The organism is Dyella japonica (genome assembly GCF_040545895.1).
GTDB classification, from domain to species: Bacteria; Pseudomonadota; Gammaproteobacteria; order Xanthomonadales; family Rhodanobacteraceae; genus Dyella; species Dyella japonica_D.
The window spans coordinates 67282-92242 of sequence record NZ_JBEPMU010000008.1 but is presented as its reverse complement, the minus strand read 5'-3'; the positions used below and the strand labels follow the sequence as shown (position 1 = coordinate 92242).

Below are 24961 nucleotides of genomic sequence, written 5' to 3'. Positions count from 1 at the left end.
TGCGCAATAATCGTGCTCCCCTATTCGTATCTATGGAGATTTATTGCCATGGTTACTCTGGACCGCACCGACCTGCGAATTCTGGCCGTCCTCCAGTCCGACGGTCGCATCACCAATGCCGAGCTGGCCGAGCGGGTCAGCCTCTCTCCTTCGGCCTGCCTGCGCCGCCTGCAGAAGCTGGAGAGCGACGGCGTCCTCACCGGCTACACCGCCCAGGTGGACCCGCAGGCCGTGGGGCTCGGGTTGCAGGCGTTCGTCCGCGTGCAGCTCAGCAAGCATGAAAGCGTCGTGGTCGAGCGCTTTTCCGAGCTGGTGAACGGCTGGCCCGAAGTGGTGTCCTGTTATGCGCTGACCGGCGACATGGATTACCTGTTGCACGTTTTCGTGGCCGACCTGCAGGATTTTTCCCGCTTCCTGCTCGATCGCCTGCTGAACGCCTCAGGCGTGGCCGACGTCAATTCCAGCTTCGTGCTGCGGACCGTGAAGCGCTCGTCCGCGCTCCCCCTGACCCAGCTGGAACATTGAGACGAAAACCATGCTGCGACGCGGGGACGCAGGGGCCGACTAACGGTAAACTAACCGGACTGATGAACAGCCAATCCCTCTCCGCTCCCGCCCGCCGAGACCTGATGCGACCGCTGCGCTACTTCTGGCGTGTGCCGCTGCTCCTTTTGCACGTGGTGCTTGGCGTGCTGCTGTGTTCGCTGGTGCTCACCTGGCGCCGCGATGCGGTGATGAAGGATGGTCGCGAGCCTTTTGCGCATCGCACCATCCGCTGGTGGTCCACCGCCCTGCTGCGCATTTTCGGGCTGCGCTCCGTGCGCGTCGGCAAGCCGTTGGCCGACCCGGTGCTGTTCGTGGCCAACCACACCTCGTGGATCGACATCGAGCTGCTGCACAGCCAGCGCGCCGCCTGCTTCGTGGCCAAGGCGGAAATCGCCAGCTGGCCGCTGGTGGGCTGGCTGGCGTCAGCGGGCGGCACCATCTTCCATCGCCGCGGCAGCAACCATTCGCTGGCGGCGGTGATGCAGGTGATGGTCGATCGCCTGCGTGGCGGGCGTTCCGTGGCGGTGTTCCCGGAAGGCGGCACCGGCCACAACGGCGTATTGCGCGTGTTCCATGCGCGCATCTTCCAGGCCGCGCTCGATGCCGAGGTGCCGGTGCAACCGGTGGCGTTGCGCTTTGCGCGCGATGGTCGTCGCGTAGTGGACGCCGGTTTCCGCGAGCACGAGAACTTCATGCAGAACTTCCTGCGCCTGCTGGGTGAGGCGCCGCTGGATGCCGAGGTGCATTTCCTCGAACCCGTGGCGGCCACGCCGGACGCGCGCCGCCGCATGGCGGAGACGTCGCGCGAGCGCATTGCGCAGGCGTTGGACGACAAGCAGAACAACGAAAGCCACGCATGACGCTTCCCCTGGGAAAGGATTTTCTGCCGCCGTGGCCGCTGCGCAGCGGGCATATCCAGACCATGCTGTCCTCCAGCGGCGTGCGCCGGTTGCTGTTGCCCAAGGCGGCGCAGACCGTGCTGCAGAATTCCCAGCCGATGGTGGTGAACGGCGGCGACGGCGTGCGCCTCACCGGCGCCTACACCATGCAGACGGCGCAGTCGCAGTCGCGCGGATTGGCCGTGTTGTTCCACGGCTGGGAAGGCAGCGTCGATTCCACCTACGTGTTGCAGACCGGCAGCCGCTTGCTCGCGGATGGTTGGGATGTATTTCGCCTCAACTTCCGCGATCACGGCGACAGCCATCATCTCAACGAAGCGCTGTTCCATTCGTGCCGCATCGACGAGGTGCTGTACGCGCTGAGCGACATCGCGCAACGTTTTCCCTCGAGGCCGATGGCGCTGGCGGGTTTCTCGCTCGGCGGCAACTTTGCGCTGCGCGCGGCCATGCAGGCGCCGGCGGCGGGACTGCCGTTGAGCTACGCACTGGCGGTGTGCCCGATCATCGATCCGGGCGAAGGCCTGTTCTCGCTGGAAGCGCAGGCGCCGTGGTTCTATCAGGCGTATTTCATGCACAAGTGGCGGCGTTCGCTGCAGGCCAAGCAGGCCGCGTTCCCGCAGCACCAGTATTTCGAACTGGCCGAACTCAAGCAGAACCTGCGCGGGCTCACCGCCTCGCTGGTGGCGCGTCACACCGACTTCGGTTCGCTTGAAGCGTATCTGGACGGCTATTCGGTGGCCGGTCGCGCACTGGAAGGCATGCATGTGCCGTGCACCATCCTCACCGCGCGCGATGATCCCGTCATTCCCGTGGCCGCCTTCGAGAAACTGGACCTGCCCGCGAACGTGGAGCTGGACATCTCGCCCTACGGCGGCCATTGCGGCTATATCCGCGGCTGGGACATGACCAGCTTCACCGACGACTACATCGCCGCGCGCTTCAACGCGATCGCCTCCGCCTGACGGCCGCGTGGCGTGTCCGCGTTGACACCGCTTCGGCGGGCGCCGAGCATGCGGTGGTTGTCATAACGGCGCCGCATCATCCGCGTCAGCATCGCCTTCAGACGGAGAACCCGGACATGGCACATGCCAAGGGCACGTTCGACGTAAAGATCACGCCGCAAGCGCCGCAGGAAGGTGTGGGCGATCCCAGTGTTGGCCGCATGGCGATCGCCAAGCACTTCCACGGCGAGATGCAGGCGCGCGGCCAAGGACAGATGCTTGCCGTCGGTACCGCCGTCGATGGCTCCGCCGGTTACGTGGCGATGGAGCGGGTTCAAGGCAGCGTGCACGGGCGCCACGGCAGTTTCGCGCTGCAACACTCCGGCACCATGCATCGCGGCACGCCGCAGCTGTCGGTCACCATCGTGCCGGATTCGGGCACCGATGGTCTGGCAGGCATCTCGGGCCAGCTCAGCATCAGTATCGCCAACGGCGTGCATTCATACGATCTTGAATACATGCTGCCTGATGTGCCGTGACGCTTTCCCCCGTCGCTGCGATGGCGTTAGGCTTTAGAACTCCACCCGGAGTGCCGTCCATGCGCAAGTTGATGCTGGGTTTGTTCGGTTTGTTTGCTGCGCATGTCGCGATGGCGGCGCCGCAACTGGACAAACTCACCTTGCCCAAGGGATTCCATGTTGCCGTCTATTCGGACCAGGTGCCGAACGCGCGCGAAATCGCCCTGGGCGCCAAGGGCACGGTATTCGTCGGTTCCAACAGCGCCGGCAAGGTCTATGCGCTAACCGACAGCAGGGGTGATGGCCACGCCGACAAGGTGCGCGTGATCGCCAGCGGCCTGCAGCTGCCGGTGGGCGTGGCGTTCAAGAACGGCGACCTGTACATCTCGGCGGTGAGCAAGATCCTCGTGCTGCGCGACATCGAGAACCATCTCGCCGATCCGCCGAAGCCCGAAGTGATCTACGACAAGTTTCCCACCGAAACGCACCACGGCTGGAAATTCATCGCGTTTGGCCCCGATGGCAAGCTCTATGTGCCGATCGGCGCACCGTGCAACATCTGCGACAAGGGCAAGGACTACGCCAAGCTCACGCGCATGAACGCCGATGGCAGCGGCCTGGAAGATGTCGCCTTCGGCATTCGCAACACCGTCGGCTTCGACTGGCAGCCCAGGACCAAGCAACTGTGGTTCACTGACAACGGTCGCGACCTGATGGGCGACGACATGCCCAGCGACGAATTGAATCGCCTCTCGCATGTGGGCGAGCACTTCGGCTATCCCTACTGCCACCAGGGCGACACGCTCGATTCGGAGTTTGGCCAGGGCAAGAACTGCAAGGATTACACGCCGCCCGTCTACAAGCTGGGTGATCACGTCGCCGCGCTTGGCTTGCGCTTCTACGAAGGTTCGCAGTTCCCCGCCAGCTACAAGGGCGCGATCATCGTTGCCGAACACGGCTCGTGGAATCGCACCGTGAAATCCGGCTATCGCGTGATGACCGTGCATTTGAACGGCGACAAGGTCACCGCCTACGAGCCGCTGCTGGAAGGATTCGAGCAAGACGAAAAAGCCTGGGGCCGCCCCGCCGATGTGCAGCCGCTGCCCGATGGCAGCCTGCTGGTGAGCGACGACCTGGCCGGCGCGGTGTATCGCGTCACCTACGAAAAACCCTGATGCGGCGCTGTCACGGCGACGCTATTCCCATCATCTGCTTTCATTCGGAGAACGACCTTGCAACTGCGCAGCGATAGTTTCGAACATGGCCAGGCGATGCCTGTGCAACTGGCTTTCGGCAAACGCGGCGAGCCCTTCGCACTGTCGGACAACCTCAGCCCGCATCTGGCGTGGAAAGACGCACCGCATGCCACGCGTTCGTTCGTGCTCGCCGTATTCGACTTCGACGTGCCCAGCAAGCCGGACGACGTGAACCAGGCAGGCCGCACCGTACCGGCCGATCTGCCGCGCGTGGAATTCGTGCACTGGCTGATGGCGAACATTCCGGTGGAATGCGGCGAACTGGCCGAAGGTGCCTGCAGCGACGGCATCGTGCCGCGCGGCAAGCGTGCGCCGTACGGTCCGCCCGGCAGCGTGCAGGGCTTGAACGACTACACCGGCTGGTTCGCGGGCGACGCGGACATGCGCGGCGAATATCTCGGCTACGACGGCCCGTGCCCGCCGTGGAACGATTCCATCGTGCATCACTACCACTTCCGCCTTTATGCGCTGGACGTGGAAAGCCTCAAGCTTGCCGATGGTTTCACCGTCAACGAACTGCGCGCGGCGATGGACGGCCATGTGCTGGCCGAGGCGGAGATCATGGGCACGTATACGATCAACCCCGCAGCGTCCTGAACACCGGGCTCGCGAGCGTGAACGGCGACCAAAGGCCGACCCGACCTGAGCTCTTTTTCACGCTCGCAAGGCATGGGCTGTGGGTGAATGGTCGGCAGGACGATGTCATGTCCGCTGAGAGGATCGCCCCATGCTGCACTACGCCCTGGTATTCCTGGTCATCGCCATCATTGCTGCCTTGTTCGGTTTCACCGGCATCGCAGGCACGGCTGCCAGTATTGCGAAGATCCTGTTTATCGTTTTCCTGATTTTGGCGATCATCGCCTTCTTCAGGCGCGCAAGCTGAGCGACGACGCATCGGGGCCGCCCGCCCCGATGCGTCTGGCCGGACCGATCGATACCACTGCATGTCCGCTTCAACGGAGAACGTCATGAACAAGCAAGTCCAGGCGCACGAGGAAAACACTGCGGCCGAGCGCATCGAGGAACGCGCCGAGCGCATCAAGCAGGCCACCACCAGCGCCGTGACGAATACCAAGGAAGCCGTGGACCGCGCGGCCGACAAGGTCGAGGAAGGCCTGCATCGCGCCACCGACAAGGCGGCCGACACTGCCACGCGTGCCACCGAGAAGGCCGACGAATATCGCCAGCGTGGTCGCGAGGTCTACGACGAGGCGGTGGATCGCGCCGACGAGTGGCTTGAGCGCGCACGCGACTATGTCCGCGAGAAACCCGTGCAGTCCGTGGCCATCGCCCTTGGCGCCGGCTGGCTGCTTGGTCGCATACTGCGTCGCTAACCGATAACCCGAGGACAGGGGATGGACCAGACCGGACGCGACGACGCGCCCGCCTCGCCCGACGAGACGCCACCTCCTGCGCCACCACCCGGCCTGCTGGATGACATCGGCCGTCTGGGCCGTGCGTTCCGCCAGCTGTTCGGGGCACAACTGAAGCTGCTGTCGGCCGAACTGGGCCTGGCGCGCAGCGCCGTCCACTGGCTCCTGATCGCGGGACTGGTTGCCACCGTGGCCGCCGTGGGCCTGGGCCTGACGCTGCTGGGCCTGATCGGCTGGCTGCTGGCACAGTGGTTTGGCTCCTGGGCCTGGGCACTGGCGGCGCTGTCCCTGGTGGAGCTGCTGTTTCTCGCCGGTGCGATGCTGCTGTTCCGCCGCTGCATGCACTGGATGACGTTGCCGGCGACGCGGGGCGAATGGAATGCGATGATGCGAGAGACCTTGCGTCGTCCCGACCCGCAGGGCGACATCCGCCCGGAGGACGTGCCATGAGCCTCATCCAGCAAATGCATGCGGTGCGCGAAGCGAAAGACCGCGCGCAGGCGGCGCGTGAGGAACTGGCCGTGCCCGCGCAGGCGCTACTTGAACGCGGACAGCGCCATCCGCTCACCACGGTGGGCATGGCAGCGGGCGCGGGCTTCGTGCTGGGACAGCTCAACGTGCATCCGCTGCGCGTGCCGGGGCTGGGCGCCTTGTTGAGCGGCACCGCGGCGGAAGTCGTGGGGCAGGCCATGCGGCTGGTGGCCGAGTTCTCGCAACAGGCCGACGACCTCATGCCGGATCACGTCAGGCCGGACACCAGCGACTTCACATGAACACGCCGATGTCATCGCCTCCGCCCGTTGCCGCCGGTGACGCGGCGCAAAGCCCGGTACCCGTCGAGGCGATGGTGCCCAGCCGCGAACCGCGTACGCAGCTCATGCACGTGCAGCGCACGCAGAGCGCGCGGCGGAACCTGCGCGGCATCCGCATCGTGCTCAACATGTTTCTGGCGCTGGCGCTGATGTACACGGTGACCATCACCAAGCAGTTGCTGATACCGCTGGTGCTCGCCTCCTTCATTGGCCTGGCGCTCAATCCCATCGTGGCGCGCTGCTCGCACATCGGCATTCCGCGCTGGCTGGCGGCGAGCGTGCTGATGATCGGCCTGATGGCGGCCATCGGCGCCGGCGTGGGTGCGCTCACGCAGCCCGCGATGGGTTGGGTGCACGAAGCACCCACCGCCATCCGCAGCTTCATCCCGAAGTTGCGCACCTTCATGCAGCCGCTGGAAGCGGCGAATCGCGCCACGCAAGGCCTCACCGGCAGCACCTCGCGCGTGCAGGGCTCGGCGCAGCCGCCCTTGTCAATCACGGCATGGGACGTCATTTCCAGCGCACCGAAAGTCTTGGCTGGCGTACTCACCGTAGTGCTGCTGGTGTTCTTCTTCCTGGTGTACGGCGACCTGATGCTTCGACGATTGGTCCAGGCGTCGCCCAGCTTCGGCTACAAGCGGCACGCGGTCCACGTGGTGCGCGGCATCCAGTACGAAGTGTCGCGTTACATCCTCACCGCCACGCTGATCAACTTCGGCCTGGGTGGAGTGACGGCGGGCATGTTGTGGCTGTATCACATGCCCGATCCGCTGCTGTGGGGCACGGTGGCGATGCTGGCCAATTTCATTCCCTACGTAGGCGCCATCAGTACTACTGCGGTGCTCGCCGTGGTGGGCCTGCTCAACTTCAACGAGCCGGGCGCGGCCTTGCTGCCGGCGCTCACCTTCGCCGGCATCACGGCATTCGAAGGCAATGTGGTCACGCCGCTGATCCAGGGTCATCGCATGCGCCTGAGCCCCATCGCGATCCTGCTGTGGCTGCTGATCTGGGGTTGGCTGTGGGGCATTCCCGGTGCGTTGCTCGCCGTGCCCATGCTTACCAGCGCCAAACTAGTGGCCGAGCGCGTGCGTGGCTGGCGCTGGTTTGCGCGCATGGTGCAGCGCTGAGCGTCGACGTGGGCGCATCGTTCGTCATCCGCGACGTGACCGAGCGCGACTTCCACCCGTGGAAACCTCTATGGGATGGCTACAACGCGTTCTACGGACGCAGCGGCGCTACCGAACTGCCAGATGACATCACGCTCTCCACGTGGTCGCGGTTTCTCGATCCGGCCGAACCTGTGCATGCGCTGGTGGCCGAAAGCGAGGGCCAGCTGCTGGGGCTCACGCACTACCTGTTCCATCGCAGCACCATCAGTGTCGTCGACAGCTGCTATCTGCAGGATCTTTTCACCGTTCCGCAGGCCCGTGGCATGGGCGTGGGGCGTGCGTTGATCGAAGCCGTTTATGCGAAGGCGCGCGAGGCCGGCGCGTCGCGCGTGTATTGGCAGACGCACGAAACCAATGCCACGGCCATGAAGCTCTACGACAACCTAGCCGAGAAGTCAGGGTTTATTGTCTACCGCAAGCCGTTGTAGCGTCGCAGCGACACAACTTCCCGAATGAGTGCTGCCATGCGGCTTTCATTGACGATGCGGATCGGTGCCGTGCTGCTGCTTTTTGCGGGCGGTTGTTCCAGCGCATTCGCTGCCGACACTCGCGCACTCTGTGCCGCGGGCAAGCATGACGATCCAACCATCACCCGCACGACGCTGGCCGGCGTGCCCGCCATCCTGCGCACACCCGCGCACGTCGCAAAGCCGCCGATCATCCTCTGGCATGGCTTTGGCCCGCCGGCCAGCGAAGACGCGATGATGGATGCGCTGCCGCTGGACGATGTCGATGCCGTGAAGGTGTACCTCGGCCTGCCGTTGTTCGGCGCACGCGCACCGGCCGGTGGCACCAAGGAACTCGCGCGGCGCCAGAGTGAGGATGTGGGGCTTGAGCTGTTCAAGCCCGTGGTCGCCGGCGCGGCCGATGAGCTGCCGGCTGTCGTCGCGGCGTTGAAGAGCAACGCGTGCATGCCACACGACGGGTCGATTCGCCTGGTCGGTTTCTCGGCCGGTGGCGCAGCGGCGCTTTACGCGTTGTCGCAAGGCAAGGTGAAGATCGATGCCGCCGTGCTCATCAACACGTCCACGGGTTTGAGCGCATCGGTGCAGGCGTACGAACAGGCGACGAAACAGACGTATGCATGGTCGCCCGCCTCGCGCGAACTGGCAAAGCAGACGGATGCCATCACACACACCGCCGACATCGCTCGACACCATCCTTCGCTGCTCTTCCTGCAAGGCACGAACGATGCGGTGATCGATGCGCGCGCCGCCTCCGAATTATATGAAGGACTGCAGCCGTTCTATCGCCAGCAGTCCTCGCGGTTGCAGCTCCGCCAACTGCCCGACATGTCCCATCAGTGGGCGGCGGACGTCGCATCGCTGGCCAGCGTACGCCAGGCGGTTGGCGGATGGTTGACCAACGCGGCGGCATCAACGGCTCATTGATCGATGCCGTGCGCCTTCAGCACATCGCTGATGTCGAACAGCCACAGATTGCGCGAGCCATTGAGCGGCTCTTCCAGCCGATGCTGGAGCGAGGCGATATCGTCCAGCTTCTTGGGAAACGTCACTGCATTCTCGCGGCCGCTCGATACATAAAGCTCGCCGAAGCGCGGACCCAGTGACGGTGCATTTTCCAGCGCGCTGCTGTTGACGTCGCCAGGCAGGTGGACGGGTTTGCCCCAGCGGCCATCGGGTTCGCGGAACGCGATATAGAGATCGGCGCTGCCCATCGAATCGCCTTCGTTGCCAGCGTAGATCAGGAAGCGCTGCTCGGGATCGACGCAGGGATCCATGCGGTTGTGATCCACATCGCCCAGGGCCACACGCTCGGGCTTGGCGTAACCCTTTGCCGTGCGGCGTGCGACATAGATCTGGTAAGCCTTGCCCGAATCGTCGCGATGCGCGGAGAAATAGAGGTCGCCGTTGGAGGCCACCGACGGGTTGTAGATCATCGCGCCGTCGTTGAGCGCACCGTCGACATGAACCGGCTTGCCCCAGTTGCCGTCGCGCTGTTGTTCCACGTACCACAGGTTGGTGCCAGCGAAGGTCTGCCCGCCCATGTCCGCCATGACGGGCACGTCGCCGTCGCGCACCGGTCGATTGGAGACGAAGTACAGGCGTTTGCCGCCCGGCGAGAGCGCGGGTTCGGAGTCGTGCCACTGGCCGGAAAACGAAGCGACCTGCGGCGAGCCCCAGTGATCGCCTTGCCGGTGCGAAACCAGAATGGTGTCGTCCTTCTCGGCGAAATCCGAACGCATGAAATACAGCGTGCCGCCATCGGGTGTCACGGCAGCCGACGTTTCCTGCAAGGCCGTGGAAATGATGCCCGGCCCGACCAGTTCGCCGGCGGCGACATGAGCGGAGAACAACGCAAGAACGATGGACGCGGCCAGCACGAACGGCTTCGATGACATGCACGATGCTCCTTCAGGAGTGGGGACGGTGAGTTCCCACAACGTGAGGCTTCGGTTGTCCTTCTGCAGTGGGTTTGTGACCGGCGGTATGCGCGCGATGACGAGCGGTTGTCGCGGATGCGTCGACGGTCAGGCCATGCCCAGCGCGCGACGCGCGTGCATGCGGAAGCGACGGCTGAGGTTCAGCCGCGTGCCATCCTGCAGCACCACTTCGGCGCTGCCCTGGAACAGCGGATGCACTTCGCGGATGCGTTCCACGTTCACCACGATGCCGCGATGGATGCGCAGGAAACTGCCGGGATCGAGCACCGCCAGCAGGTGACGCAACGATTCGCGATGAAGATAGGTCGCGTTGCCCGCGTGGATGTGCACGTAGTTGCCATCGGCGCGTATCCAGTCGATGTCGCTGGCGGCGATCACGCGGATGTGTTCGCCCTGTTGCACGCTCAGGCGTTGCAGGTAAGGCGAGGGTGGACTGGCCGCTGCACCGCTGGCAGGCGCAGCGACAGGCGTGGCATGCAAGCCCTGCCAATGACGCCGCACGCGCGCCATGGCCTGGTCGAAGCGTTCCTGGTCGATGGGCTTGAGCACGTAGTCGATGGCGTTGACGTCGAAGGCGCGCAGGGCGTGCTGGCCGAATGCGGTGGCGAACACCACCATCGGCAAGGTATCGCGCTTCATGCTGTGCAGCAGCTTGAAGCCGTCCATGCCGGGCATGCGGATGTCCAGGAACATCAGGTCCGGCTCCAGCGCTTCGATGGCCTGCCGCGCTTCGTGCGCGTTGCCGCATTCGCCGACGATGGCCACGTCGCTGTGCGATGCCAGCGCCTGTCGTATCGCCAGTCGCGCCAGCACTTCATCGTCGACCAGCAGCGTGCGGATCGGTGACGCGCTCATGCGGCGCACTCCCGGAACGGAAAGCGAAGTTCCACGCGCGTGCCGCCTTCCGCCTTGCGTTGCAGTTCGAGGCTGGCGTCGGCACCGAACAACATGTCCAGGCGCGTGCGCGTGTTGCCCAGGCCCAGCCCGTCCTTGGGGCCTTCAGGCGGCAGGCCGATGCCGTCATCGTCCACGCGCAGCAGTAGGTTGTCGCCATCGCGCCGCGTCACGATGTGCAGGGTGCCGCGTTCGGTCTTCTCGAGCAGGCCATGGCGCAACGCGTTCTCCACCAGCGGTTGCAGGATCATGTTGGGCACCAGGGCGCGCAGGGTGTCGGCGGATACGTCGATGTGCGTGGTGAGACGATCCTGAAAGCGCACCTGCTGGATGCCGAGATAGCAGGTGAGGAACTCCACCTCGCGCGACAACGGCACCTGTTGCGCATGGCGTTCCTCCAGCGTGAGGCGGAGGAAGTCGCTCAGTCGCGCAATCATCTGCCGCGCCTGTACCGGATTGGCCAAGGCCAGCGCGGAAATCGCGTTGAGCGTGTTGAACAGGAAATGCGGCTGCAGCTGCACGCGCAAGGTTTGCAGCTGCGACTGCACCAGCTGCGTTTCCAGCTGCGAGTTGCGCAGGCGCTCGTCGCGCAGGCGGCGCTGCGAATCGATGGCGCGCAACACCACCAGCATCACACCATAGGTGAGCCAGCTCAGGTGGAAGTTATAGGCGAACTGCATGCGCGCGAACGCGACGAAGCCGATGTTGGGCCGCGAGGCGGGTGGTCCGCACAACGTCCAGTAGATGCCAAGCATCAGCATCACCTGGAGCGCGGCCAGCACGATGCTGCTTGGCGCGTGCACGGCCCAGAAACGACTCCATCCGCCACCACCGCCCTGTGCGCCGAGCCAACCCACCACCGGTGTGAGCAGCATCCACAGATACGCGTTGGTGAAGTTCCAGGTGAACGGGCGAATCCAGGTATAGGCCTCGCCTTCGCTGATCATCGAGATCACCGAGCTGACCGTATAGGACAGTGCCAGCAGCGTCCAGAAGGCAAACACCAGCCCCCAGATCTTCCAACGTGGCGCGGTCATCAGGTCGGACACCGGAACCTCGCAGGCGTGCGTTGCCGCCATGAACCCGCGTAGTGTGGGCGCACGCGCCTCGCGGCGACAGTGCCTGAAGACATCGGCGGCCAGGCGTGGCTCAACACAGGCTCAACCCGCGACGCAGGACGATGCCACCGCCACCAGGCGATCGCCGAGCCGGGCCAGCCACGGCGCCAGCGACACTTTCCACATGCGGTCCCCGTTCGCGTTCGTCGACAGGGAAGCGGGCAAGGCGCGGTCGCTGGAGAAATACAGCGTGCGATGGTCGCAGCCCAGTTGAGAACCCATGCTGTGCGTGCCGCCGTTCACCATGTCGCCGAGATCCTGCGGCTCGCTCCAGTTGTCGGCCGTGTGAAAGGAAATGGCCAGGCGGTAGGGCTGCTTCGGATCGTGCTTGATGCTGAAGACCATGAAGGAACGGTCGGGTGCGATGGCGACATCGCGGATCTGCGCGTCCTTGTCGCCCACCGCCACCACATAGGGTGCCTGGTACTGACCCTTCTCATACACCGTGCGCAGCGGACGCAGCACCCCATCGGGCGCGCAACCGATGTAGTAGATGCTGTGATCGGCCGCGATGCTCGGCGCGAAAGTGCTGGTGCATGTGTTGACGATATCGGGCAGGCGTACGGGCTCGCTCCAGCCGTTGCCCTGGCGGTCGACGCGCCAAAGATTCATGCCTTGACCCACCACTCGCTGGCCTTTGCGCACGGCATCGATCGCCGGCCCGTCCTTCAAGGCGGGTCGATTGGAAGCGAACACCAGGAACGAACCATCGGGCGCCATCGCCGGATCGCCATCGCGCCACTGACCGGAGAACGGTGCGGCAACAGGCGCGGACCAGCCACCATCGACGCGATGCGACGTCACGATCACGGTGCCCTTGTCGGTGCCGCGCATGAAATACACCGTCTCGCCGTTGGGCGTGAATGCGGGCGAGGCGTCGTCGGCAGCGCTCACATCGCCGCCGGGAACGAACACGGTGGGTGTGGTGAGGGGCTGATCGATCGACGGCGAGGGAATCAGCGGCGATATCGCGATGAGAACCACGCAAATCATCTGCTGCCACATGATGCTTGCTCCGGCACGTGCTTGAACGGGAAACCGTCCAAAACGTAGTGCGGAAGTCATGCAGCGTCGCTACTTTTGTGACGACCGGTCGCACCGGTGCCACGAGCGGCATGCCGCCGTGGCCGGACGGCGGAAGCCACTACCAGTCGATGCGCTGCTTGTCCCGGAAGAAAAGGCCGTTGAGGGCGGGGCGCGACGGCAGCATCGCGGCCCACACGATGCCGGATGCGCCCTCGGCGACGGGGCGACCGCCGTGGCCGCCCATGTCGGTGGCGACCCAGCCGGGACACACCGCATTGACGAGGATGCCGCTGCCGGCCAGTTCCGCTGCGAGCATGCGCGTGTGGCTGTTGAGCGCGGCCTTGGAGACGCGATACGCGGGGCAGCTGGTGCCGTCGCTGTCGATGGCGCCGCATCCGCTGGACACATTCACGATGCGGCCGTAGCCATGCCGTTGCATCAGCGGCAGCATCGCCTCGCTGAGTTGCCACGCGCCAAGCAGGTTGGTTTCCAGCGCCTGCCGCACCAGGCCCAGATCCACGGACGATGCCTGGTTATCGACATCGAAATACGCGCCGGCGTTGTTGATCAGGATATCCAGCCGACCGTATTCGCCTTCGATGCGCGCGGCCAGTTCACGCACGCTCTCGGTTGAGGTGACATCCAGCGGCACCGAGATCACCGTGCCGCCTTCACGTCGCAATTGCCGCGCGGCCTTTTCGCCGGCGAGCGGGCGACGCGCGCCCATCAGCACGGTGACGCCTTCGGCAGCGAGCTGGCGCGATATTTCGAAGCCCAGCCCGCGATTGGCGCCGCTGACCAGCGCCACGCGTTGTGACGGCTCCGGGTCGGCCGTCGCCGCGCGACGTCGTGAAGGCCTCCCCGGAAACGCCACCGCGTTCATGGCGTGGCGGCCAGCTGGTCGCAACGCTCGGTGGCACACGCCTGCCAGCCACCGCCCAACGCCTTGTACACCGACACGGCGCGCAGGTTGATCGCGGCCTGCGCATCGGCCAGCGCATCTTCCGCTTCCAGCTGCGTGCGCTCGGCGTCGAGCAGCAGCAGGAAGTCGGCCGCGCCTTCGTTGTAGCGGATGCGCGCCAGGTCGGCCGCGTGACGGCTGTTGGTCACTTGGTCCTGCAGCTTGAGCACGCGTTCGCGTTGCAGGTTGTAACCGACGATGGCGTTGTCCACATCTTCCACCGCCTGCAGCACGGTGCGCTGATAGCTCGCCAGCGCGGCATCGGAACGCGCTTCGCTGGCCTTCACGTTGGAACGCACGCGCTGCACGTTGAGGCCCGACCAGGAGATGCTCGGCGCGATGGACCACGCGCGCGATTGCGCACCGCCGAAGTCGTTGCTCTTGCCGGCGAGGAAGCCCAGGAAACCGCCCAGCTGGATATGCGGGTAGTAATCGGCCTTGGCCACGCCGATGCGCGCATTGGCGGCGGCCAGTTCGCGTTCGGCGATACGGATGTCCGGACGGCGTTGCAGCACATCACCGGCGTTGCCGATATCCAGCGTCACGTCGATCGGCTTGAAGCCCTTCGGCGAGACATCGATATCCAGTTCGCCTGGGCGCTCGCCCAGCAGCACGGCAAGACGCGAGGTGTCGTTCTGCGCCATCGTCTGCAGCGTGGGCAACTGCGCTTCCACGAAGTTCAGTCGCGCGGTCGCGCTTGCCACGTCCTGCTCAGAGCCCGTGCCGATATCGGAACGCGCGTGGATCAGGCGCAGCGATTCGCGCTGGTTTTCGATGTCGCGATTGGCCACGTCGATGCGCAGCTGCACGCCACGCAGGTCGAAGTAGTAGCGCGCGACTTCCGCGAACAAGGTGACCTGCGCATCCTGCAGCGAGGCTTCGCTGGCACCGGCGTCCGCGCGTGCAGCTTCCACCGAACGGCGCACGCCGCCGAACAGATCGATTTCCCAGCTCGCATCGAAACCGGCCTGGTAGCTGGTGATGGTGGTGCGCTGGTCGGTGAAGCCGGGCTGCTGCTCGCGAGCACGCGAGTAGTTGGCGACGGTTTCCACATCGGGTATCTGCTGCGACTTCGCCACGCCGAGCAAGGCGCGCGATTCACGCAGGCGCGCATAGGCGATCTTCAGGTCGGGGCTGTTCGCCGCCGCGCGCTGGATGAGTGCCTCCAGCGTGGGGTCGTTGAACTGCTTCCACCATTGCGCCTGGAAGGTCTGCGTGGATTCCTGCGCGTTGACGCCTTGCAACGCCACCGGCTTTTCCTGCGGCGCGTGGTAGTCAGGGCCAACACTGACGCAACCGGACAGCATGATCGCGGCGGCGATGGCGGTGACTTTCTTGGCCGTGCTGCGGCGAGATGCGGGTTCGCAGGCGCAATCGTCCGCGATGGCGAAGTCCATGTGGCCAACGCCCGAGCCGAGCGTGTCGCTGGCGCGGCCCTTCACTCCGGCCCTCTCCCCAGTGGAGAGAGGGAGTAGCGACGTCCTGAGGTTCTTGAAGAAAGACATATCAATGCTCCTCGATGAGGTTGCTGCCCTGCGCGAGGCGGGCGGCCTTGCGGGCGCGGCGGCGTTCGCTCATGCGTTCGCCCCAGCCGCGCACCAGCACATAGAACAGCGGCGTAAAGATCAGGCCGAAGAAGGTGACGCCCAGCATGCCGCTGAACACCGCCACGCCCATCGCGTGACGCATCTCCGCACCCGCACCGTGCGAGGTCACCAGCGGCACCACGCCCATGATGAAAGCGAACGAGGTCATCAGGATCGGGCGCAGTCGCAGGCGAGCCGCTTCCAGCACGGCCTGCGTGCGGTCCATGCCTTCGATGATTTGCGCTTCGCGGGCGAACTCCACGATCAGGATCGCGTTCTTGCACGCCAGGCCAACGAGAACGATCAGGCCGATCTGGGTGAAGATGTTGTTGTCGCCGCCGGACAGCCACACGCCGGAGATGGCAGACAGCAGCACCATCGGCACGATCAGGATCACCGCCAGCGGCAGCAATAGGCTTTCGTACAGCGAAGCGAGCACCAGGAACACCAGCAGCACGCACAAGGGGAACACCAGCACCGCGGTATTGCCGGCAAGGATCTGCTGGTACGTCAGCTCGGTCCATTCGAACGTCATGCCGTTGGGCAGGTTGTCCTTGGCGAGCTTTTCAATCGCCGCCTGTGCCTGGCCACTGCTGAAGCCCGGTGCCGGTCCGCCGTTGATTTCGGCAGTCGGATAACCGTTGTAGTGCTGCACGCGATCCGGGCCGACGGTCTGGTTCACGGTGAGGAACGAGCCCAGCGGAATCATCTCGCCGGTGGAGCTGCGCGTCTTGAGACCCAGGATGTCCTGCGGCTCGTGACGGAAGCCCGGCTCAGCGGACACGTTCACCTGATACGTGCGACCAAAGCGGTTGAAGTCGTTGACGTAGAGCGAACCGAGGTAGGCCTGCATGGTCTGGTACACGTCGGCCAGGTCCACGCCTTCGGCCTTGGCCTTCTCGCGGTCAACATCGGCGTCGATCTGCGGCACGCTCACCTGGTAGCTGGAGAACAGGCCCGCCAGCGTCGGCACCTTGGTGCTTGCCTGGATCAAGCCCTGCGTCTGCTTGTACAACTCCTCGAAGCCCGCATCGGAACGATCTTCCACCTGCAGGCGGAAACCACCGATCGTGCCCAGGCCATTCACCGGCGGCGGTGGGAAGATTGCGATGTATGCATCCTGGATGCCCGCGTACTTCTGCTGCAGCGCGGCCGTGATGGCACCGGCCGACAGCGAGGCATCGCGACGTTCCTCGAACGGCTTGAGCGTCACGAACACGATGCCGGAGTTGGTGCTGTTGGTGAAACCGTTGATCGACAGGCCCGGGAACGCCACCGCGCTCTCCACGCCCGGCTGCTTGAGCGCGATGTCGCTCATGCGGCGGATCACGTCTTCGGAACGATCAAGCGAGGCGGCATCCGGCAGCTGCGCGAACGACACCAGGTACTGCTTGTCCTGCGGCGGCACGAAACCGGTCGGCACGTGGGCGAAGCCGAACAGGCCGAGCAACACCAGGCCGCCGTAGATGATCAGCGCGATGGAACCCGAACGCAGGATGCGTTTCACGCCACCCACGTAACGGTTCGCGCCACTGATGAACAGGCGGTTGAACGGACGGAACAGCCAGCCGAAGCCGCGATCGATCCACTGACTCAGCTTGTCCTTCGGTGCATCGCGATCCTTCAGCAGCAACGCAGCGAGTGCGGGGCTGAGCGTGAGCGAGTTGAAGGCCGAGATCACCGTGGAGATGGCGATGGTCAGCGCGAACTGGCGGTAGAACTGGCCGGTCAGGCCGCTGATGAACGCTGCCGGCACGAACACCGCGCACAGCACCAGCGCCGTGGCCACGATGGGTCCGGTCACTTCGTTCATCGCCTTGCGCGTCGCTTCCTTCGGCGACAGGCCGTGCTCGATGTGTCGCTCGACGTTCTCGACCACCACGATGGCGTCGTCCACCACGATGCCGATGGCCAGCACCAGGCCGAACAGCGACAGCGCATTGAGCGAGAAGCCTGCCATCAGCATCACGGCGAAGGTACCGATCAGCGACACCGGCACGGCGACCAGCGGGATGATCGACGCACGCCACGTCTGCAGGAACAGGATCACCACCAGCACCACCAGGGCGATGGCTTCGAACAGCGTATGCACCACCGCTTCGATCGAGCCGCGCACGAAGACCGTCGGGTCATAGACGATCTGGTAGTCGACGCCCTGCGGGAAATCCTTCTTCAGGTCCACCATCAAGGCGCGGACTTCGTCGGAGATCTGGATGGCGTTGGAACCCGGGCGCTGGAAGATCGGCAGTGCCACGGCCGGCTGGTTGTTGAGCAGGCTGCGCAGCGCGTAGTTGTTGGAACCCAGTTCCACGCGGGCCACGTCACGCAGGTGCGTGAACGAGCCGTCGGCATCTTTGCGCACGATGATGTTGAGGAAGTCTTCCTCGGTGATCAGTCGGCCCTGCGTGTTGATGTTGAGCTGGAAGGCGGAGTTGGTCGGGCCCGGGGGCGCATTGAGCGCACCGGCGGCTACGGTGATGTTCTGCTCCTGGATCGCATGCACCACGTCGCCCGTGGTGAGTTGGCGCGAGGCCAGCCGTTGCGGGTCGAGCCATACGCGCATGCTGTATTCGCCAGCACCGAAGATCTGCACGTCGCCGACGCCATCGAGGCGGGCGAGCTGATCCTTGATGTGCAGGCGCGCATAGTTGGACAGGTACAGCATGTCGTAGCGCTGATCCGGCGAGATCAGGTGCACCACCATGGTGAGGTCGGGCGAGCTCTTCTGCGTGGTCACGCCAAGACGCTGCACTTCCTCGGGCAGGCGCGGCAGCGCCTGCGACACGCGGTTCTGCACCTGCACCTGCGCGTTGTCCAGGTCCGTGCCCAGCGCGAAGGTGACGGTGAGCGTCATCGCGCCGTCGCTGGTGGACTGCGAGCTGGTGTAGAGCATGCCTTCCACGCCGTTGATCTGTTCCTCCAGCGGCGTGGCGACGGTTTCGGCGATCACCTTGGGGTTGGCGCCGGGATACGAAGCACGCACGACCACGGTGGGCGGCACGACTTCGGGGTATTCGCTGATCGGCAGCTTGAACAGCGCAATGCTGCCCGCGATGACGATCAGCACGGAGAGGACGCCGGCCAGAATCGGCCTGTCCACAAAGAATTGTGCGATTTTCATTGCATTCGTCCTGGTTGCTCGCTGGCACCATTCCCGCGCGAGGCGGGGACTTTCGGCGCTCTGTTCGCGTGATGCGGAGGCAAAGCGGCCCTGGCCCTCTCTCAACGGAGAGGGGGCGTCATGTCATTTCTTGCCAATCACCTTTCTGACTCGTCATCCCCGCCTTCGCGGGAATGACGATCAGAGACGGGTTACTTCTGCTGCGCCGCGTTCTTGCCCGACGCACTGCCCGCCATCGCCACCTGCTTGCTCGGATCCAGGCTGCGTGTTTCCATCGCCACCTTGGTCGGGTTCACTTCCACGCCCGGGCGCACATGCTGGATGCCGTTGACGATCACGACGTCCTTGGCGTCCAGACCTTCGGTAACCACGCGCAGGCCGTCCAGTAGCGGGCCGGTGACCACGCGGCGGTATTCCACCTTGCGGTCCTTGTCGACCACGTACACGTACTTGTTGCCGAGGTCGGCGCCCACGGCGCGGTCGTCGACCAGGGCACGCGGCTGGCGGCTGTCGCTGCGAAGCTGGATGCGGACGTAGAGACCCGGCGTGTAGCTGGCGTCGGCGTTGTCGAAGACCGCGCGCAGGCGGATCGTGCCGCTGCCGGCGCGAAGCTGGTTGTCGACGAAGTCAACGCGGCCGGTGTGCGGAAACCCTTTTTCATCGGCCAGCGCCATCGAGATCTGCGGCGAGGCGCCGTGCTCGCGGCGCTGGCGATCGAACTTCAGGTAGCTGTGTTCGTCGACGTCGAAGTAGGCATAGATCGGGTCCACGCTCACTACGCTGGTCAGCACGTCATTGCTGGTCACCAGGTTGCCCGGGGTTACCAGCGCGTTGCTCACGCGGCCATCGATCGGCGCGCGCACCTCGGTGAAGCCGAGGTTGAGCTTGGCGCTGTCGAGCGCGGCATCGGTCGACGCCACCTGGGCCTTGGCGCTTTGCGCCGCGGTCTGCTGGCGGTCGGCCTCTTCCTTGGAAATGGCGTGCTGGTCGAGCAGGCGCTGGGCGCGCTCGGCATTGGACTGCGCCAGCACCTGCTCGGCCTTGGCCTGGCCGAGATTGGCGTTCAGGCGATCCACTTCGGCCTGGTAGGGGCGGGGATCGATGCGGAAAAGAAGATCGCCTTTTCGCACGATCGCCCCTTCCTTGAAGTGCACCGAGTCCACATATCCGCTCACGCGGGGCCGCAGCTGGATGGTGTCCACCGCCTGCAGGCGGCCGGTGAATTCGTCGGCGTCGTCCACCGGGCGCACCAGTACCTGGGCCACGGTGACGGCGGGGGCCGGCGGCGGGCCAGCCTGGGCGTGGGTATCGCCGCTATGGCCAAGCAAGGCCCAGCTGCCACCCACCGCCGCGAGGGCAAGAATGGCGAGGATCCATCGTTTATTCATGTCGCGCTCCCAAGATCAACTCGTCGAAGGCGGGGTACCCCGACGATCAGGAGCGAGAGATTAGGTGTACTATCTGGTTCAATAAATGCTTTTTGATGCAACGCAATAGTGACTGCCAGTCACGAATGGGGTGAGAATCCAGCTTATGGAAGACTTTGCCGCAATCTCAGCGTTTGTCCGCGTGGTCGAAGCCAAGAGCTTTGCTGCCGCGGCCGCCCAACTGGGCATGACTCCATCCGGCGTCAGCCGCGCCGTGTCGCGACTGGAAGAGCAGCTGGGCGCGCGTCTGCTGTTCCGTTCCACCCGTTCGCTGCGTTTGACCGATGATGGGGCCTCGTTCCACGCACGTTGCAAGGAGATCCTTGCCGATCTCACCGAGGCAACCGAGGCGCTCGGCTACGCCAACCGCAAGCCCACGGGCAAGCTGCGCATCGGCGTGCCGGCTGCGGTGGGGCGTACGGTGATCATCCCCAGACTGGCGGAATTCGAGCAGCGCTACCCGGACATCCGTCTGGAACTGTCGATGTGCGATTACCCGTACGACCTCAACGAGGAAGGCATCGACTGCGCCGTGCGCATGGGCCCGCTGGAGGATTCCAGCCTGATCGCCCGCAAGATCGGCTATCTGCGCAACGTGATGATCGCCTCGCCGGATTACCTGGCCAAGCATGGCGCGCCGCAGAGCATTGAAGACCTGAAGCATCACCGCTGCATCAACTACGTGCTGCCCAACGGTCGCCCGCGCCAGTGGTACTTCGAAACGCCCAGCGGGCAGGTGGCGGTGGATATCGATGGGCATCTGCTGATCAACGACGCCGAGTCGGTGATCCAGGCCGTGGTCGCAGGGCTGGGCATCACCCAGGCGCCGCACGTCATCGCGGCCTGCATGCTGGACTTCGGCAAGCTCGAACTGGTGATGACCGACACCACCTCCACCGGCAAACCGGTATGGATTGTGTACCCACAGAAGAAGCACCTCTCGGCACGCGTGCAGGCCTTCATCGAGTGGGTGCGCGAAGTGTTCGAGCAGAGCAGCGAGCCGGGCAAGCACAAGAAGCCGGTGATGGCCGCGGTGCCGGAGCGGCTGAGCGCCTGACCGTACAAGTGGGAGCGCTGGCGTGCGCTCCCACTTGCTGCTCCAACGGCGCCGTAGCGCACTTTCATAATTCTTCATACGCATTTCAGGCGCTTCATTCGGCGTCCTGTTGGGCTGGGCTCGGTCTTCCCACGGAGCTCAACCATGTCGACACGTTTTCCCCGATGGCTGCTGGCGCTGATGCTGGCCGCACCTTCCCTTGCCGCCGCCGACTACCAGCCGCCGACTTCCCGCGATGATGGCTGGGCGGTTGTCGATGCCCGCGCCGCGCATTGGGATATGGCATCGCTCGCGGCCATGGAGGCGAAGCTTGCCGACGGCAGCGTCAAAGGCATCAGCAGCGTCGTCGTCGCCCAGCACGGCAAACTGGTCTACGAGGGCTATTTCAATGGCGGCGACGCGTCGCGGTTGAACGACGTGCGTTCCGCCAGCAAGAGCGTGACGGCCTTGCTGGTCGGCGCGGCCATCGACCGCGGCCTGATCCCCAGCGTGCAGGCGCTCGTGTACGACTTCTTCCCCGACAAGCGGCCGCTGCAGCACGCCGACACGCGCAAGCAGGCGATCACGCTCGAAGACCTGCTCACCATGAGTTCGCTATGGGAATGCAACGACGACAACGAATTTTCCTCCGGCAACGAGGAGCGCATGTACGTCACCGAGGACTGGCTGCAATTTGCGCTGGACCTGCCCATCAAGGGTTTCGCGCCGTGGATGGCCAAGCCCAAGGACAGTCCGTATGGCCGCGCATTCTCGTACTGCACGGCGGGCGCATTCGTGGCTGGCGCAGTGGTGGAGCGCGCGACGCATCGAGGCTTGGCCGCGTTCGCCGCGGACGTGTTGGAGAAGCCCTTGGGTATCACTACCGTGCAGTGGAACCAGTCGCCGCTGGGTATCGGCATGGGCGGTGGCGGCACGCGTTACCGCAGCCGTGACCTGGCGAAACTCGGCGAACTGGCACTCGATGGCGGGCGCTGGCAGGGGCGCCAGGTGATCTCGGCCGCATGGATCAAGCAGATGCTCACGGCGCATGCGCAGGCACGCGACGATGCCGACTACGGTTACCTGTGGTGGTGCTTCCGCTTCCCCGTGCACGGCAGCGATCAGGTGACGTGGGCCATGTCCGGCAACGGCGGCAACTACGTGTTCGTCATGCCATCGCAGCAACTGGTCGCCGTGATCACCAGCACCGCCTTCAACCAGCGCAATGCGCACCAGCAGTCGCAGGCCATCTTTCGCGACTACGTATTGAAAGCGTTGCCTTAGCGCGACACCTGTCGCAGTGCTGGCGGACACCACGTCGCCGCCAGCACGCGCTGGCGCTGTTCGGCCACGCGGCGGTTGATCATGTCGACCGTCGCCGCGTAGCGCGGATTGGAAGACAGCGGCTTGAGCAAGGGCGATACCTGCAGATAGGCCGCATCGCTATAGCCCTGCTTCACGGCCGTCTGCACGGCATCGAGCGCGGCATCGCGTTGGCCGTGAGCCTCGAGCAGTATGGCCAGTTCGAGCCATTCGCCGGGATACAGCGTATGGTGCGCCGCCTCGTCACGCACGGCGGCAATACGCGAAGCGAGCCAGTCGGCGCTGGGCGTGTCTTTGTCGTAAAGCCCTGCCAGCGTGCCGGGCAATCCCATCTGCGGGCGAAGCTGCCGCGCGTGGGCGAAGGCGGCAAGCGCCGTATCGCGATCGTTGCGCAGCAGAGCGAGTTCGCCCTGCAATACATACAGCTCCACGTGTGGCGTGTTGCGCGTCAGCGCTTCGTCCAGCGCCTGCTGCGCTTCCACCAGGCGGCCGTGCAGGAACAGGTGGCGCGGCCACGCGATGTTGGAAAACACATTGTCGGGATAGAGCTGGAAGCTACGTGCCAGGCGCGTGGCGGCCTCGTCGTCGAAACCCAGCAAGGCCATCTCGCGGGCCATCTGCACTTCACGGAAGCGCACGCGCGAGGCATCGCCGCGCATGTCCAGGTTGGCATGCAGCGCCTCGTCGATGCGGCCGCGTTCCTGGTAAAGATAGGCAACGGAGGCACGCGTGGCATCGTCGCCTGAATCGAGCGTCAAGGCTTTCTGGTACGCCTCGATGGCCGCATCGATATCGCCCAGGCAATCGCGCGCATAGCCCAGCGCCGACCACGCCGATGCGCGCGAGGATTCGGTAGCGACGGCATCGTCAGCGAGCATCTGCGCTTCCTGCGCCCATTGGTAAGGAAAGTTGTAGAGACACACGCGTGCGCTGTACGCACGGCTCAGGCCGATGCGCGCATCGGTATCCTGCGGCGTCGATACGAGCGCCTGCTGATAAAGCGCGATGGCGCGTTCGTTGTTGTCGCGCTGCCCGATGCCGGCGTAGTAGCTCGCACGCTGCACCAGCTCCTGCGCGGCGGATGGCTTGTGGATGCGCTGGGGCATGTACCACCAGCCGACTCCAATCGCCGCGAGTGCGATGAGGAGGATGGCGGCGGCGATCCATCGGCGTGGAGCGCGAGCCGACACCGGCGCGGCCTGTTCTTCGAACACCGGCATCTCGCACAGCTGGTAGCCGCGTCCGCGCACGGAGCGGATATAACGCGGCGCGCGGCCATCGTCGCCCAGCGCCTGACGCAGCAACTTCACGCGCTGCGTCACGGTTTCCTCGTTGACGATGGCAGGCGCCCAGACTTCGGCGATCAGCGTGTCGAAATCCACCACGTCCACGCCGTGCCGCAGCAGGCATGCGAGCAGTTGGAACGACAAGCCCTGGACATCAAGCGGTGCACCATCACGCATCACGCGCTGGCGCGTGACGTCGATGGAAAGATCCAGCAGTCGGTAACGCGTGGCGCTCATGCGAGGAGGAGGTCAGTGTGCCGACGTCATCCTCGCACGCTTTGCTCAGGCGCCCGCGGGAATGAACAGCAGCAGCGCGATGCCCAGCACGATGCGGTAGATCGCGAACGGCGTGAAGCGGTGGCTGCGGATATAGCCGAGCAGCCACTTCACCGCCACGAAGGCGACGATGGCCGAGACCACGAAGCCCACGCCGAAGGCGCTCCAGTCCTCATGGTGCGCGCCGCCTTCCTTCAACACTTTCAACAGCTCGTAACCGGTGGCGGCATACATGGTGGGAATGCCGACGAGGAAGGCGAACTCCGTCGCCGCCGCGCGGTTGCTGGTGCCAAACAGCATGGCCGTGAAGATCGTGGCGGCCGAGCGCGAGGTGCCGGGGAAAATGCCGGCGATCATCTGCGCGATGCCGACCAGGATGGCCACGCGCCACGTCACCTGCGTGCGGTCGGGCTGGCGGGCGGCGAGGCGTTCGGCCGCGATCATCCACACGCCGCCGATCACCAGCGCCCATGCCACCGGCGTCACCGCCTCGGGCAGCTTGAAGCCGAGCTTCACCGCAATGAAGCCGAGCACGGCCGTGATCATGAAGGCCACGAACAACTTGGCGAGGTAGTCGCGGTTGGCCGGATCGCGCCACTGCGTGAACAGCTTCCAGATGCGGCCCCAGTAGATGAAGGTCACCGCGAGGATCGCGCCGGCCTGGATGCCCACGTTGAACAGGTCCGAGCGCTGGCCCAGGCCGAACTTCTCGGCGATCAACAGGTGGCCCGTGCTGGAGATGGGCAGGAACTCGGTGATGCCCTCGATGATGCCGAGCAGGATGACGTTGATGAGGTCGCTCACGAAAACTCCAGCGCAAAAGGACGCCCCGGTTCCATACCGGCGCGAAGCGGCATAGCTTAAGGGACTGGCGTAGCGTTTTTGAGGCGCGTTGGGTCGGTTAGGTCTTCCCCCTGGGAACGGTTGTTGGCGGGAAAGGAGGATCCGAGGATGGATAACAACTGCACCATAATGGTGCGTATCGATGA

Annotated in this window: 25 protein-coding genes; 15 read left to right on the top strand and 10 right to left on the bottom strand. The window is 64.8% G+C overall.

Annotated elements, in window-relative coordinates; all coding sequences use genetic code 11:
• Positions 1-48 precede the first annotated feature (48 nt).
• From ABIC75_RS21990 to ABIC75_RS21930, 13 genes are all read left to right on the top strand, one after another.
• On the top strand, positions 49-525 hold the full coding sequence (locus ABIC75_RS21990; protein WP_354016034.1) for an Lrp/AsnC family transcriptional regulator: 477 nt from the start codon (positions 49-51) through the stop codon (positions 523-525).
• A gap of 104 nt (positions 526-629) precedes the next feature.
• The gene (locus ABIC75_RS21985; RefSeq protein WP_354016033.1) at positions 630-1406 is read left to right on the top strand and encodes a lysophospholipid acyltransferase family protein; all 777 of its coding nucleotides are present in this window, start codon (positions 630-632) and stop codon (positions 1404-1406) included.
• On the top strand, positions 1403-2407 hold the full coding sequence (locus ABIC75_RS21980; RefSeq protein WP_354016032.1) for a YheT family hydrolase: 1005 nt from the start codon (positions 1403-1405) through the stop codon (positions 2405-2407). Before ABIC75_RS21985 ends, ABIC75_RS21980 begins: the two co-directional genes overlap by 4 nt.
• 116 nt (positions 2408-2523) lie before the next feature.
• Positions 2524-2925, top strand: coding sequence for a DUF3224 domain-containing protein (locus ABIC75_RS21975; protein ID WP_354016031.1), 402 nt, complete (start codon positions 2524-2526; stop codon positions 2923-2925).
• Between the two features lie 59 nt (positions 2926-2984).
• Positions 2985-4079 (top strand): PQQ-dependent sugar dehydrogenase, encoded by a 1095-nt coding sequence (locus ABIC75_RS21970; protein ID WP_354016030.1) that lies wholly within the window; start codon positions 2985-2987, stop codon positions 4077-4079.
• 57 nt (positions 4080-4136) lie between these two features.
• Positions 4137-4757: a YbhB/YbcL family Raf kinase inhibitor-like protein gene (locus ABIC75_RS21965; protein WP_354016029.1), complete on the top strand. Its 621-nt coding sequence runs from the start codon at positions 4137-4139 to the stop codon at positions 4755-4757.
• A 130-nt stretch (positions 4758-4887) separates the two neighbouring features.
• Positions 4888-5043 (top strand): DUF1328 domain-containing protein, encoded by a 156-nt coding sequence (locus ABIC75_RS21960; RefSeq protein WP_109124688.1) that lies wholly within the window; start codon positions 4888-4890, stop codon positions 5041-5043.
• 85 nt (positions 5044-5128) lie between these two features.
• Positions 5129-5494, top strand: coding sequence for a DUF883 family protein (locus ABIC75_RS21955; protein ID WP_354016028.1), 366 nt, complete (start codon positions 5129-5131; stop codon positions 5492-5494).
• A 21-nt stretch (positions 5495-5515) separates the two neighbouring features.
• Positions 5516-5983, top strand: coding sequence for an ABC transporter ATP-binding protein (locus ABIC75_RS21950; RefSeq protein ID WP_354016027.1), 468 nt, complete (start codon positions 5516-5518; stop codon positions 5981-5983).
• A complete protein-coding gene (locus tag ABIC75_RS21945) occupies positions 5980-6306 on the top strand; it encodes a hypothetical protein (RefSeq protein WP_354016026.1) in 327 nt (108 codons plus the stop codon). The genes ABIC75_RS21950 and ABIC75_RS21945 overlap by 4 nt, the downstream gene beginning before the upstream one ends.
• 8 nt (positions 6307-6314) lie before the next feature.
• Positions 6315-7472 carry an AI-2E family transporter gene (locus ABIC75_RS21940; protein ID WP_436407970.1) on the top strand — a complete coding sequence of 386 codons (1158 nt, stop codon included), beginning with the start codon at positions 6315-6317 and terminating at the stop codon, positions 7470-7472.
• An 8-nt stretch (positions 7473-7480) separates the two neighbouring features.
• Positions 7481-7942: a GNAT family N-acetyltransferase gene (locus ABIC75_RS21935; protein ID WP_354016025.1), complete on the top strand. Its 462-nt coding sequence runs from the start codon at positions 7481-7483 to the stop codon at positions 7940-7942.
• A 36-nt stretch (positions 7943-7978) separates the two neighbouring features.
• On the top strand, positions 7979-8905 hold the full coding sequence (locus ABIC75_RS21930; RefSeq protein ID WP_354016024.1) for a prolyl oligopeptidase family serine peptidase: 927 nt from the start codon (positions 7979-7981) through the stop codon (positions 8903-8905).
• On the opposite strand, the gene ABIC75_RS21925 is transcribed toward ABIC75_RS21930, so the two are convergent.
• From ABIC75_RS21925 to ABIC75_RS21890, 8 genes are all read right to left on the bottom strand, one after another.
• Positions 8899-9876: a TolB family protein gene (locus tag ABIC75_RS21925; RefSeq protein ID WP_354016023.1), complete on the bottom strand. Its 978-nt coding sequence runs from the start codon at positions 9874-9876 to the stop codon at positions 8899-8901. The two genes, ABIC75_RS21930 and ABIC75_RS21925, sit on opposite strands and share 7 nt — an antisense overlap.
• 129 nt (positions 9877-10005) lie before the next feature.
• Positions 10006-10773, bottom strand: coding sequence for a LytR/AlgR family response regulator transcription factor (locus ABIC75_RS21920; protein WP_354016022.1), 768 nt, complete (start codon positions 10771-10773; stop codon positions 10006-10008).
• A complete protein-coding gene (locus tag ABIC75_RS21915; RefSeq protein ID WP_354016021.1) occupies positions 10770-11849 on the bottom strand; it encodes a sensor histidine kinase in 1080 nt (359 codons plus the stop codon). Before ABIC75_RS21915 ends, ABIC75_RS21920 begins: the two co-directional genes overlap by 4 nt.
• Positions 11850-11972: 123 nt before the next feature.
• Positions 11973-12935 carry a hypothetical protein gene (locus ABIC75_RS21910; protein ID WP_354016020.1) on the bottom strand — a complete coding sequence of 321 codons (963 nt, stop codon included), beginning with the start codon at positions 12933-12935 and terminating at the stop codon, positions 11973-11975.
• A gap of 139 nt (positions 12936-13074) precedes the next feature.
• Positions 13075-13764: an SDR family oxidoreductase gene (locus tag ABIC75_RS21905; protein WP_354016019.1), complete on the bottom strand. Its 690-nt coding sequence runs from the start codon at positions 13762-13764 to the stop codon at positions 13075-13077.
• 71 nt (positions 13765-13835) lie between these two features.
• Positions 13836-15224: a TolC family protein gene (locus ABIC75_RS21900; RefSeq protein ID WP_354016062.1), complete on the bottom strand. Its 1389-nt coding sequence runs from the start codon at positions 15222-15224 to the stop codon at positions 13836-13838.
• A gap of 199 nt (positions 15225-15423) precedes the next feature.
• Positions 15424-18624 (bottom strand): efflux RND transporter permease subunit, encoded by a 3201-nt coding sequence (locus ABIC75_RS21895; RefSeq protein WP_354016018.1) that lies wholly within the window; start codon positions 18622-18624, stop codon positions 15424-15426.
• A 191-nt stretch (positions 18625-18815) separates the two neighbouring features.
• Positions 18816-20012: an efflux RND transporter periplasmic adaptor subunit gene (locus ABIC75_RS21890; protein WP_354016017.1), complete on the bottom strand. Its 1197-nt coding sequence runs from the start codon at positions 20010-20012 to the stop codon at positions 18816-18818.
• Between the two features lie 145 nt (positions 20013-20157).
• On the opposite strand from ABIC75_RS21890, the gene ABIC75_RS21885 reads away from it, so the two are divergent.
• Complete coding sequence (locus ABIC75_RS21885) at positions 20158-21108, top strand: LysR family transcriptional regulator (RefSeq protein WP_354016016.1); 951 nt, start codon at positions 20158-20160, stop codon at positions 21106-21108.
• 144 nt (positions 21109-21252) lie between these two features.
• Positions 21253-22371 carry a serine hydrolase domain-containing protein gene (locus tag ABIC75_RS21880; protein WP_436407969.1) on the top strand — a complete coding sequence of 373 codons (1119 nt, stop codon included), beginning with the start codon at positions 21253-21255 and terminating at the stop codon, positions 22369-22371.
• On the opposite strand, the gene ABIC75_RS21875 is transcribed toward ABIC75_RS21880, so the two are convergent.
• Together ABIC75_RS21875 and ABIC75_RS21870 are read right to left on the bottom strand one after the other, a co-directional pair.
• Positions 22368-23933 (bottom strand): winged helix-turn-helix domain-containing protein, encoded by a 1566-nt coding sequence (locus ABIC75_RS21875; protein ID WP_354016015.1) that lies wholly within the window; start codon positions 23931-23933, stop codon positions 22368-22370. The two genes, ABIC75_RS21880 and ABIC75_RS21875, sit on opposite strands and share 4 nt — an antisense overlap.
• Before the next feature lie 45 nt (positions 23934-23978).
• Entirely contained in the window at positions 23979-24776 is a 798-nt protein-coding gene (locus tag ABIC75_RS21870) for an undecaprenyl-diphosphate phosphatase (RefSeq protein WP_354016014.1), read from the bottom strand.
• Positions 24777-24961: the final 185 nt, after the last annotated feature.

Excerpts from the sequence above, each read along its gene's own strand:
- ABIC75_RS21910 (WP_354016020.1), bottom strand. The coding sequence starts at position 12,935 with ATGTGGCAGCAGATGATTTGCGTGGTTCTCATCGCGATATCGCCGCTG.
- ABIC75_RS21890 (WP_354016017.1), bottom strand. The coding sequence starts at position 20,012 with ATGAATAAACGATGGATCCTCGCCATTCTTGCCCTCGCGGCGGTGGGT.
- ABIC75_RS21985 (WP_354016033.1), top strand. The coding sequence starts at position 630 with ATGCGACCGCTGCGCTACTTCTGGCGTGTGCCGCTGCTCCTTTTGCAC.
- ABIC75_RS21895 (WP_354016018.1), bottom strand. The coding sequence starts at position 18,624 with ATGAAAATCGCACAATTCTTTGTGGACAGGCCGATTCTGGCCGGCGTC.
- ABIC75_RS21955 (WP_354016028.1), top strand. The coding sequence starts at position 5,129 with ATGAACAAGCAAGTCCAGGCGCACGAGGAAAACACTGCGGCCGAGCGC.
- ABIC75_RS21975 (WP_354016031.1), top strand. The coding sequence starts at position 2,524 with ATGGCACATGCCAAGGGCACGTTCGACGTAAAGATCACGCCGCAAGCG.
- ABIC75_RS21940 (WP_436407970.1), top strand. The coding sequence starts at position 6,315 with ATGTCATCGCCTCCGCCCGTTGCCGCCGGTGACGCGGCGCAAAGCCCG.
- ABIC75_RS21920 (WP_354016022.1), bottom strand. The coding sequence starts at position 10,773 with ATGAGCGCGTCACCGATCCGCACGCTGCTGGTCGACGATGAAGTGCTG.
- ABIC75_RS21960 (WP_109124688.1), top strand. The coding sequence starts at position 4,888 with ATGCTGCACTACGCCCTGGTATTCCTGGTCATCGCCATCATTGCTGCC.
- ABIC75_RS21875 (WP_354016015.1), bottom strand. The coding sequence starts at position 23,933 with ATGAGCGCCACGCGTTACCGACTGCTGGATCTTTCCATCGACGTCACG.
- ABIC75_RS21880 (WP_436407969.1), top strand. The coding sequence starts at position 21,253 with ATGTCGACACGTTTTCCCCGATGGCTGCTGGCGCTGATGCTGGCCGCA.
- ABIC75_RS21990 (WP_354016034.1), top strand. The coding sequence starts at position 49 with ATGGTTACTCTGGACCGCACCGACCTGCGAATTCTGGCCGTCCTCCAG.
- ABIC75_RS21980 (WP_354016032.1), top strand. The coding sequence starts at position 1,403 with ATGACGCTTCCCCTGGGAAAGGATTTTCTGCCGCCGTGGCCGCTGCGC.
- ABIC75_RS21945 (WP_354016026.1), top strand. The coding sequence starts at position 5,980 with ATGAGCCTCATCCAGCAAATGCATGCGGTGCGCGAAGCGAAAGACCGC.
- ABIC75_RS21930 (WP_354016024.1), top strand. The coding sequence starts at position 7,979 with ATGCGGCTTTCATTGACGATGCGGATCGGTGCCGTGCTGCTGCTTTTT.
- ABIC75_RS21915 (WP_354016021.1), bottom strand. The coding sequence starts at position 11,849 with ATGACCGCGCCACGTTGGAAGATCTGGGGGCTGGTGTTTGCCTTCTGG.
- ABIC75_RS21970 (WP_354016030.1), top strand. The coding sequence starts at position 2,985 with ATGCGCAAGTTGATGCTGGGTTTGTTCGGTTTGTTTGCTGCGCATGTC.
- ABIC75_RS21885 (WP_354016016.1), top strand. The coding sequence starts at position 20,158 with ATGGAAGACTTTGCCGCAATCTCAGCGTTTGTCCGCGTGGTCGAAGCC.
- ABIC75_RS21950 (WP_354016027.1), top strand. The coding sequence starts at position 5,516 with ATGGACCAGACCGGACGCGACGACGCGCCCGCCTCGCCCGACGAGACG.
- ABIC75_RS21900 (WP_354016062.1), bottom strand. The coding sequence starts at position 15,224 with ATGCTGTCCGGTTGCGTCAGTGTTGGCCCTGACTACCACGCGCCGCAG.
- ABIC75_RS21925 (WP_354016023.1), bottom strand. The coding sequence starts at position 9,876 with ATGTCATCGAAGCCGTTCGTGCTGGCCGCGTCCATCGTTCTTGCGTTG.